We start from the raw sequence: 10471 nt of genomic DNA, 5'->3' as shown, positions 1-10471 counted from the left end.
GGTTATGGCGGAGCGGCTGCACCCGATCCCATTCCGAACTCGGCCGTGAAACGCTCCAGCGCCAATGGTACTTTGTCTTAAGACACGGGAGAGTAGGTCGCTGCCAGGTCTGCTAAGCACACAAATATCATTCATCTTCTCAAATCCATACAAAACAGCTTTACTAGCGCTATGCGCACAATACCAAACCGGTTCAATAAACACACCATGGCGCGGGGTGGAGCAGCCCGGTAGCTCGTCAGGCTCATAACCTGAAGGCCGCAGGTTCAAATCCTGCCCCCGCAACCAAATCTCAAAAAAAATACTAAAACCTTTGATGCACACGCCATATTCGTAGCTATACCGCTTCTACAAACTTTATGGCCTGCCCGTTCAACCAAATCGATAATCAATCGACTATCGATCGCACCACGAACGGCCTAAATCCTGATCACGAAACAAAATATCAAAAAAACAACCCAGATTTATCAACCAGCCTACCCGCGTATCATTACGACGGCAAAACACACCCAAAAACAGCCCGCCCCGAGCGGGCTTTTTGCTTTATAATATAGCATCCAGAAACAGCGCAGCTATAAGATGCGGAAATCGGGAAAAGCATAATAACGCAAATAAAAACACTCATTAAATGAGCCAGAGAAGTATGCGGGGGTGCTGTAAGACCCGAGCGTTAAGTAACACCATCTCTGATACTATCGAGCATGGCAAGCTACATATCTTGCCGCCTTAGCTTCAATGAGTGGCGGCGGCAGTTGATGGCATTCGTCGAAAGCAATAGGGCATCGCGTGGAAAAACCGCAGCCCTTTGGTGGATTGGCTGGGCTTGGCAAATCACCACGCAGGACAATACGCTTACGTTGGCGTTGAGCGATGGGATCAGGCAACGGAATGGCTGAAATCAGTGCTTCCGTATAGGGATGCGCCGGATTATCGAAAATATAAGAGGTCTTGCCTGTCTCAACGATGCGTCCAAGATACATCACAGCCACACGATCTGCAAAATGCCGCACAACCGAAAGGTCGTGGCTGATGAAAAGATAAGAAAGGCAAGATGAGCGGAAGGTATGCTGTTCCAACCGGAATGAGGAACGAACTCATGTCAGTGAGTCATTTCTCGTTCGAGGCTGCAGCTTGAAGAACACTGCCGCTGAAGTTGCTGGGTGACTGTTCTGTTTCTCCGGAATGGTGGTCGAATTGCCACCGATTTGGCCTCGTGACAATCAGGTTCTCGCGTTTCGTCAACAGTTGTACGTCATTTTCTGAGTCTGAAAAAATGTTTGGCCAATAGTTAACATCAGACAGCGCCAAAGCTATTTTGTTGGTGCTAATTGCGGTTCAGAAAGGGCTATTCAAGCATAAAATGATGGTGTTGAGACATCCAAATTTTCATTTGGGGAAATGTCGATTGATTGAATATATAGCCTTGAGTTTTGCAGCGATAGAGTTTATTTGATGCTGCAAGTTGGGGCGTAGCCAAGCGGTAAGGCACTGGTTTTTGGTACCGGCACCCCTGGTTCGAATCCAGGCGCCCCAGCCATATCTTTTAAAACTAAAAATTAGTAGTTTGGTTCTGCTAGCTAGAACAGGTTTAACGCATTTCGTAACCAGTGTTAGTTATGCATTATGGACACTGGTTGCTGACATTTTTTGTCTATCCAGCTTATTGCTGCTCTCGTTTGTTTCGAACGTATTTCCCTTCAGTGTAGCTGTTGCCACTTTGCGATTCGATTTTGCATCCATCCAGATAGCCACAAAAAATCCCAAGACCTATACGCATTCTCTATCTTACTGATAGATTTTTGCGCACCAAACTTAAAGATTCCACTTCTCTGATACGTCTCCTTTACTTTCTGTAAAATTCCCTTTTGATAGCCCGCATGTTTCATAATGCGCTTAGGAGGAAGCAGTGAAAGCACTCGTTCTCGAAGAAAAGGGAAAGCTCTCGCTCAGAGATTTTGATTTGCCGAATACGCTAGGGCGCAAGGATGTGCGCATCAAGATTCACACCGTCGGCATATGTGGCTCCGATGTGCACTACTATACGCATGGGCGCATCGGTCATTTCATCGTCAACGAACCGATGGTTCTCGGTCATGAAGCATCAGGAACGGTCATTGAAGTGGGCGAAGATGTTACACATCTTGCGGTCGGCGATCGTGTTTGTATGGAACCAGGTATTCCCGATCCGACGTCGCGTGCGTCGAAACTCGGTATCTACAATGTGGATCCGGCAGTTCAGTTTTGGGCTACCCCACCTGTTCATGGCTGCCTTGTGCCGGAAGTTATTCATCCAGCTGCTTTCACTTACAAACTTCCGGATCAGGTTTCATTTGGCGAAGGTGCTATGGTTGAGCCTTTTGCCATTGGCATGCAGGCGGCTTTACGTGCACGCATCCAGCCGGGTGACGTGGCTGTTGTCACGGGCGCAGGTCCTATTGGCATGATGGTGGCACTGGCAGCACTTGCTGGCGGCTGCGCAAAGGTGATCGTCGCCGATTTGGCTCAACCGAAGCTCGATATTATCGCAGCCTATGACGGCATCGTAGCGGTCAATATTCGTGAACATAATCTTGCGGAAGTTATTGCAGAACACACCGACGGCTGGGGTTGCGATCTGGTGTTTGAATGCTCGGGTGCTGCATCTGCTATTCTCAATATCGCGAGCTTGGCACGACCGGGCGGTGCAATTGTGCTTGTTGGTATGCCAGTTGACCCCGTGCCGGTCGATATTGTCGGACTTCAGGCCCGTGAGTTGCGCGTTGAGACCGTCTTCCGTTATGCCAATGTTTACGATCGCGCTATTGCATTGATCGCTTCTGGCAAAGTGGATCTCAAGCCGCTGATATCGGCTACATTGCCTTTTGAAGAGAGTATTCTTGGATTTGATCGTGCGGTTGAGGCGCGTGAAACTGATGTGAAGCTTCAGATCACCTTTCCTCAATAGGCGATCAAGAACACTTTAGAACGCCTAGTATCAAGACAAGGCTTATCGATTAAGTTCTACTGCTCTTGATGTTGTTCATGCTGCGTTGCAAGTGAGCCTTTCGCACCCCGTTTAGTCGGAGCAGAATCCTCCTGACTGGACGAGGGGCTCGAGGAGGCAATTGCAACGCTCGCTGGCACTGCTACGCAGTTTAAGTCGCCACTTGCATGTAGATATTCTGGGTTTTCGTACAACTCAAATGCGAGTGAAAATAGTATCTAGCCTTAAACTGGTAATTTACTATGTCAAAAAATATGAGAGCGATCACATCATTTATGGTCGCCTGAAAGATGCAGGTCTATTGACGTTACAGCACTGAAAATACAGGTAATGTCGGGTTTCTATAGACATCAAACATATGGATTATGGTGTCAAGGCATTGAACGGGCACTGTTAAGTGCTTCATTTTTCATAGATTACGCAAATTATATGTAAAAAAAGTATCATAATATTCTAAGTTGTGATGTAGCCGCGGGCGCTCACACCACCCAGAATGCATCAATCATGAGACATGGTCTGGAGCAGAGGAGCCCAGGCCTTCAAACTGTATCATGGTGTGCGTCAGGGAGGATGTCATGCAACCAGATTTGGAGCTTGTGCATATCCGTAAGGGTGAGTCCTTTGCGGCATGGATGCATGGTTATCCATTCCGTACCGTGCGTTGGCATTATCATCCGGAATATGAAATTCATCTCGTCGTTGCGACTTCTGGCACCTTCTACATGGGTGATCATGTCGGGCGTTTTGCGCCGGGACAATTGATTATGACCGGGCCCAATCTTCCACAAAACTGGATCAGCGAGATTGAGCGCGGTGAAATTGTTCCCACGCGTTCTATGGTCATCCAATTCCCCGAAGCTTTCATTGAAAACGTGCTCGCAACCATGCCGGAAATGGGCAGCCTTGGCCCATTGTTGGAACGCAGCCGTCGCGGGTTGTTGTTTGATGATGCGACAAGCATCAAAATTCGCCCCCTCATGGAGCGTTTAATCGTGGCGCAGGGAATGACGCGGATCGCGTTGTTCTGGGAAATTCTCGACTTATTGGTTAATGCGCCTGAACCGGAAGTGCTGGCAAGCTTGAGTTATGAGCTTGACGTGAGACGCTTTAATCCCTGTGGCATCAATCGCGCGCTCGCTTATTTGCGCGAGCATCTGACCGATCAGATTGAAGAGAGCGAACTCGCTCAAATGCTTGGGCAGAGTCAGAGCGCTTTTTCGCGCGCCTTCAAGCGTCATACAGGGACGACTTTGGTTCGTTACCGCAATCAGTTGCGCGTAGATTTAGCTTGCCAGATGCTGCTGACGATGCCGTCGGTGCGCATTACCGATATTTGCTACGAGATCGGTTTTTCCAACTTGTCCAATTTCAACCGGCATTTTCTCAATCTCAAGGGCATGTCCCCCTCGCAGTTTCGTACCACTTTTGCCGCAAACAAAATTCCGGTGATGCAAGACCAATCAGAGCCGGAGAATGCGGCTATTCGCAATTTGGGCGGGCGGGTTTCTGCCCAAAACATGCAGGCATCGCCTGTCAATCTGTAACGGGAGGTAAATCTCAATGAAAAAAGCCATTTTAACAGTGAGCACTGTTCTTGCTCTTCTGGCATCGCCTGCTATTGCGCAGGAAAAGCTTAAAATCGGTATGACATTTCAGGAACTGAACAATCCCTATTTCGTGTCGATGCAGGAAGCGCTCCGCGGCGCAGCCGAGAGCATCGGTGCTGAAGTTGTTGTCAGCGACGCTGGCCATAATGTGGCTAAGCAGATTTCCGACGTTGAAGATATGCTCCAGCAGAACATCGACATTCTGCTTCTCAATCCAACTGATAGTGCTGGCGTTGAAGCGGCTGTTAATGCCGCTAAGGAAAAGGGCGTTATTGTTGTTGCGGTTGATGCCAACGCCAATGGTCCGGTTGATACATTCGTCGGATCGAAAAACCGTGATGCGGGCTATCAGTCATGCAAGTATCTTGGTGAAAGCCTTGAGGGCAAAGGCGAGGTTGCCATTCTGGATGGTATTCCAGTCGTTCCTATCCTACAGCGCGTTGAGGGCTGCAAGGCTGCACTTGCAGAGTTTGAGGGCATCAAGCTAGTCGATACACAGAATGGTCGTCAGGATCGCTCCGTGGCACTTGGTGTCGTTGAAAACATGATCCAGTCGCACCCTAATCTCACAGGCATTTTCTCGGTCAATGACGGCGGTGCTATGGGCGCTCTGGCAGCAATTCAGGGCTCGGGCCGTGATATCAAGCTGACCTCCGTCGATGGTGCACCAGAGGCAATTCAGGCGATCAAGGATGGTACACCTTTCATCGAAACCACCGCACAGTTCCCGCGTGATCAGGTTCGCGTCGGTCTTGCGATGGCTCTGGCCCAGAAATGGGGTGCACGCGTTGTTCCTAAGGAAGTTCCAATCGACGTCATGGTGATCGATGCCAAGAATGCTGAAGGCTTCAGCTGGTAATCATCCTCCCAGCTCCCGCTCCGGGTGCGTCCGAAAGGACGCATTTGGAGCGGGAGCCCTTTATTGGTTAGGAACAAATCGTGCTTGAGCTGAAAGGCATCAAAAAAAGCTTTGGCCGGATCGAGGTTCTCCACGGTGTGGATCTGGAAGTGCGTGCTGGTGAGGTTCACGCTCTTCTCGGGGAGAACGGTGCGGGCAAATCTACGCTGATGAAGATACTCTCCGGGATTCTGCGCCCTTCTGAAGGCGAAATCTGGGTTGACGGAGCAGAGCGCCACTTCGCCGATTACGACGCTGCCATTCAAGCTGGCATCGGTATCGTGTTTCAGGAATTCAGCCTGATCCCATATCTCAATGCAGTCGAAAACATGTTTCTGGCGCGTGAAATGCGCAACCGTCTTGGTCTTCTGGACTGTGCCGCTATGCGCAGCCGCGCGCGTGAAATTATGGCAAAGCTTGGCGTTGATGTGCAGATGGATGTGCCGATAAACCGGCTTTCGGTGGCAGAACAGCAGTTTGTCGAAATCGCTAAAACACTGGCGCTTGATGCGCGTATTCTAATACTCGACGAGCCTACGGCCACGCTGACGCCATCCGAAGTTGAACATCTTTTTAAGGTAATGCGTGAGTTGCGCCGACAGGGTGTGGCGATCATTTTTATCTCGCACCATCTCGAAGAGATTTTTGAGATCTGCGATCGGATTACGGTCCTGCGCGATGGCAATTATATTAATTCCTGTGATGTCGCGGATGTGGATAACGACCGTCTGGTTGAGATGATGGTTGGTCGCCGTCTGGAAGCTGGTTTTCCGCCCAAGGCCGACATCGATGTGTCAGCGCCGACAATCATTGACGTAGAGGAATTGCAATTGCGCAAGGGTGGGCCTGTTTCGCGCTTTAGCCTGCGCAAGGGCGAGATCTTAGGTTTTGCGGGGCTTGTTGGTTCAGGCCGGACGGAAAGCGTTTTGGCCATGCTTGGCGAACATACGTCTGTTCAATGTAAGATGAAACTCAATGGCGTCGTGACGCGACTTTCCGGTGCGGATCAGGCGCTTGAAAACGGCATTGGGCTTTTACCTGAAAGCCGCAAAGAGCAGGGGCTGATCACCAGTTTCTCTATCCTGCAAAATATTTCTCTCAACAATTATGGAAAATATCGTCGCCTGCATTGGTTCGTTGATCTCAAAAAAGAGCTCGAAGCAACACAGGTTGCCATGCAGCAGGTGCGCGTAAAGGCTCAAGGGCCATATGCGCGTATTGATACGCTGTCAGGTGGTAATCAGCAAAAAGTCGTCATCGCACGCTGGATCAATCATGACATGCGCGTGCTGATTTTTGACGAACCCACACGTGGTATTGATGTTGGTGCGAAGGCCGAAATCTATGCCCTCATGCGCGCTTTCACCAATGCCGGATATTCTATCATCATGATCTCTTCCGAGTTGCCGGAAATCATCGGCATGTCCGACAGGGTTTGCGTGTTCCGTTCCGGCGGTATCGTTGCAACGCTTGAGGACGAGAAAATCACGTCCGAGGAAGTCATGACCCAAGCCACAACGGGGAAGCCGCACTATGTCCAATGATGCAAATATTGCCACAGCAGAAAAGAAGAGCGGCTTTTCATTGCGCAATTGGCTGCATTCACCGCTGATACTGCCTTTGGCGGGCTTGATCGTCGTTTCGATTTTGATGGGGCTTGCCAGCGACAACTTCTTCACTGTTTCCAACATTCTCAATGTGTTGCGGCAGGTTTCTATCGTTGCGGTACTGGCTGTCGGTATGACGTTTGTCATCCTCACAGGCGGCATTGATTTGTCTGTTGGCGCCGTCATGGCACTGGTTGGAACGCTTGCTTCCGGCCTTATGGTTCATGCCGGGCTTCCGGCAAGTGCCGCCCTTGCTCTTGGCGTGCTCATTGGGCTTGCAATTGGCACCATCAATGGTGTGCTCGTCGCATGGGGGCGGATGCCTGCCATTATTGTGACACTTGCTACCATGGGCATGGCGCGCGGTATCGGTCTTATTTATTCCGGCGGTTATCCGATCAGTGGCCTACCGAGCTGGGTGTCATGGTTTGGTGTAGGGCGGATCGGTATGATCCCTGTACCAGTTATCATCATGTTCATTATCTACGCGATTGCATGGGTGGTGTTAGAGCGGACAGCCTTCGGTCGCCATGTTTATGCGCTCGGTGGCAACGAAACCGCAGCCCGGCTTTCGGGCGTGAAAACGCTGCGCGTTAAGCTTGCCGTTTATGCAATTTCTGGCTTCACGTCAGCTCTCGCCGCAGTCATCCTGACCGGGCGGCTGATGAGTGGTCAGCCCAATGCCGGCGTGGGCTTTGAGCTTGATGCCATTGCTGCGGTTGTTTTGGGTGGTACCGCAATTGCGGGCGGTCGCGGTCTGGTCATTGGGACACTAATTGGTGCGATCCTGCTGGGTATCTTGAACAATGGCCTCAATCTGATGGGCATCAATCCATATCTGCAAGATGTGATCAAAGGCGGCATCATCCTGCTCGCAATCTATATCGGGCGCGAGTGGCGCTAACCATTTACGAAAATTGCCGGAAACAATCTGGTGCATATACAGGAGAATAAAATGGCGGAATCGCTTCAAGGCAAGATCGCAGTCATCACGGGGGCTGCTTCAGGTATTGGTCTGGCCACAACAAAAACGCTGCTTGCCGCAGGGGCCACAGTTGTGCTGGTGGATCGTAATGAAGCAGCATTGAGTGCATTGGTGGCTGAGTTGGGCGAAAAGGCTATCGCCCAAGTGACCGATCTGCTCAATGCCGAAAGCTGCGCAGCTATGGTGCCGGAAATCCTACAAAAGGTCGATCATATCGATATTCTTTATTGCAACGCTGGCACTTATATCGGTGGTGATCTGACAGAAACAACCGCCGAAGCTATCGATCAGATGCTTAACCTGAACGTCAATGCTGTTATTAAAAATGTTCATGCTGTCGCGCCGCATATGATCGAGCGCAAGACGGGTGATATTATCGTAACCTGTTCGATCGCTGGCCATTATCCGACTTATTGGGAACCAGTCTATGCGTCGTCCAAATGGGCGGTGACATGCTTTGTGCAGACTATGCGTCGCCAGATGATCCCGCATGGCGTTCGTGTGGCACAGGTTTCTCCCGGCCCAGTAGTTTCTGCATTGCTTGCTGATTGGCCTGAAGAAAACCTGCGCAAGGCTAAAGAATCAGGCAGTCTGATTGACCCGAGTGAGGTTGCTGACGCAGTCGAATATATGCTTACGCGTAAGCGTACAGTTACCATCCGCGATATGCTGGTGCTGCCGACGAACTTTGATCGGGTGTAATCGCGTTTTACGGAGAGCAGCCCTAATGGCCTCAAAATATCTGATTGGTGTGGATGTTGGTACGGGTTCCGCCCGCGCCGGTATTTTTGATCGCTCTGGCAAGCTTTTGGCGACAGCCAAACGCCCAATTGATCTTTACCGGGACGATCGTGGTTTCGTCGAGCAATTAAGCCAGCAGATATGGCGTGCCGTTTGTGAATGCGTTCGTGAAAGTGTTACGGCCGCTGGGATTGACGCGGGCGAGGTGGCAGGCATCGGCTTTGATGCCACCTGCTCGCTCGTTGTCATTGGTGACGGCGAGAAAACATTGCCAGTGAGCAGCGATAGCGATCGTGATGTTATCGTGTGGATGGACCATCGCGCACTCTCACAGACCGAGCGTATTAATGCGGGCGGCTATGATGTGCTCAAATATGTCGGTGGTCGTATTTCGCCAGAAATGCAGACACCAAAACTGCTGTGGTTGCGTGAAAATAATCCCGATACCTATACAAAGGCTCGTCATTTTTTCGACCTCACCGATTTTCTGACATTTAAGGCAAGCGGCGCACTTGAGCGCTCATCGTGCACTGTTACCTGTAAATGGACCTATCTGGCGCATGAAGCGCGTTGGGATGCGGATTATTTCCGTGCTATTGGCCTCGGAGATCTGGCAGATGATGATTTTAGTCGTATCGGGCAGGTGATAGTTGCACCCGGCACTCCACTCGGTCATGGATTGAGCAAACAAGCTGCATCCGAAATGGGGCTTGTTGCAGGCATTGCAGTTGCAGCAGGGCTGATCGATGCGCATGCGGGTGGTGTAGGAACCGTTGGTGCACGTGATGGCGTTGCCGATCCGTTGAAATGCTTGGCTTATGTGTTCGGCACATCTTCATGTACAATGACCACGACCATTGAACCGGCATTTGTTCCCGGCGTCTGGGGGCCTTATTATTCGGCAATGCTGCCGGGCAAGTGGCTTAATGAAGGTGGTCAATCGGCGGCGGGGGCTGCAATTGATCATCTTATCCAGTGTCATCCGGCAGCGCATGAAGCAGGCAGAGTTGCAAAGGCTGAAGGCAAATCACTGCCGCAATGGCTTGGTGACAGGGCGTTGACGCTGGCAAATTCACCAAGTGAGGCTGTGCGGCTCGCTGATGCGCTACATGTTGTGCCGGAATTTCTTGGTAATCGTGCACCCTTTGCCGACCCACATGCTCGCGCTGTTATTGTAGGGCAGGGCATGGAGAAAGGGGTAGACTCCCTTGTTGCACTATATGTTGCGGGTCTTTGTGGTCTTGGTTACGGCTTGCGACAGATTATCGATACGCAAAGCAAAAATGGCGCGCCCGTCCAAGCAATTAGCGTGAGTGGCGGCGCAGGCTCACATCCGCTTATTCGCCAGCTTCTGGCCGATGCTTCAGGACTGCCCATCGAAGTGATTGATTGCGAGGAGCCAGTCTTGCTTGGTTCTGCAATCTTGGGAGCAATGGCAGCAGGGCTTTTTTCTGATACACAAACAGCCATGTCGGCCATGTCACGTGTTGGTACGCAATGCCTGCCGCAAACGGATATCCGACCCATGCACGATGCGCGTTATAAGGCCTTTGTGACATTGCAAGGCAGCGCTCGAGAGATACGCCAGAGCATGGCGCAGGTTTTACCTGCATAATTCAACATCCAATATCCGGTGTAACAAGACGCCAA

The 10471-nt window shown here is 50.8% G+C and carries 8 protein-coding genes, 2 tRNA genes and 1 rRNA gene; 10 read left to right on the top strand and 1 reads right to left on the bottom strand.

What is annotated here, in order from left to right:
* Window positions 1–109, top strand: a 5S ribosomal RNA gene (gene rrf, locus ACOZHT_RS16400); the annotation flags it as partial.
* 102 nt (window positions 110–211) lie between these two features.
* Window positions 212–288: transfer RNA gene (locus tag ACOZHT_RS16395), tRNA-Met, on the top strand.
* Window positions 289–692: 404 nt separating this feature from the next.
* Here the strand turns inward: ACOZHT_RS16395 and ACOZHT_RS16390 are convergent.
* The gene (locus ACOZHT_RS16390) at window positions 693–1076 is read right to left on the bottom strand and encodes an ABC transporter ATP-binding protein (RefSeq protein ID WP_339512359.1); all 384 of its coding nucleotides are present in this window, start codon (window positions 1074–1076) and stop codon (window positions 693–695) included.
* Window positions 1077–1463: 387 nt separating this feature from the next.
* On the opposite strand from ACOZHT_RS16390, the gene ACOZHT_RS16385 reads away from it, so the two are divergent.
* From ACOZHT_RS16385 to ACOZHT_RS16350, 8 genes are all read left to right on the top strand, one after another.
* A tRNA-Gln gene (locus ACOZHT_RS16385) sits at window positions 1464–1537 on the top strand.
* A gap of 369 nt (window positions 1538–1906) precedes the next feature.
* On the top strand, window positions 1907–2944 hold the full coding sequence (locus tag ACOZHT_RS16380; protein WP_339512361.1) for an NAD(P)-dependent alcohol dehydrogenase: 1038 nt from the start codon (window positions 1907–1909) through the stop codon (window positions 2942–2944).
* Between the two features lie 614 nt (window positions 2945–3558).
* On the top strand, window positions 3559–4527 hold the full coding sequence (locus tag ACOZHT_RS16375) for an AraC family transcriptional regulator (protein ID WP_339512363.1): 969 nt from the start codon (window positions 3559–3561) through the stop codon (window positions 4525–4527).
* A gap of 16 nt (window positions 4528–4543) precedes the next feature.
* Window positions 4544–5449, top strand: coding sequence for an ABC transporter substrate-binding protein (locus ACOZHT_RS16370; RefSeq protein ID WP_339512365.1), 906 nt, complete (start codon window positions 4544–4546; stop codon window positions 5447–5449).
* Window positions 5450–5529: 80 nt separating this feature from the next.
* Complete coding sequence (locus tag ACOZHT_RS16365) at window positions 5530–7032, top strand: sugar ABC transporter ATP-binding protein (protein WP_339512367.1); 1503 nt, start codon at window positions 5530–5532, stop codon at window positions 7030–7032.
* Window positions 7022–7999, top strand: a complete 978-nt coding sequence (locus tag ACOZHT_RS16360; protein ID WP_339512369.1) for an ABC transporter permease — start codon at window positions 7022–7024, stop codon at window positions 7997–7999. Before ACOZHT_RS16365 ends, ACOZHT_RS16360 begins: the two co-directional genes overlap by 11 nt.
* Window positions 8000–8050: 51 nt before the next feature.
* Window positions 8051–8782, top strand: coding sequence for an SDR family oxidoreductase (locus ACOZHT_RS16355; RefSeq protein WP_421566011.1), 732 nt, complete (start codon window positions 8051–8053; stop codon window positions 8780–8782).
* Window positions 8783–8807: 25 nt separating this feature from the next.
* Window positions 8808–10436 carry an FGGY-family carbohydrate kinase gene (locus tag ACOZHT_RS16350; protein WP_339512373.1) on the top strand — a complete coding sequence of 543 codons (1629 nt, stop codon included), beginning with the start codon at window positions 8808–8810 and terminating at the stop codon, window positions 10434–10436.
* The last annotated feature ends 35 nt before the right edge of the window (window positions 10437–10471 follow it).

Source organism: Ochrobactrum sp. EDr1-4, from assembly GCF_049199085.1.
Lineage (GTDB): Bacteria > Pseudomonadota > Alphaproteobacteria > Rhizobiales > Rhizobiaceae > Brucella.
The sequence above is the reverse complement of the archived record's forward strand: the minus strand, read 5'-3'. Positions and strand labels throughout refer to the sequence as shown.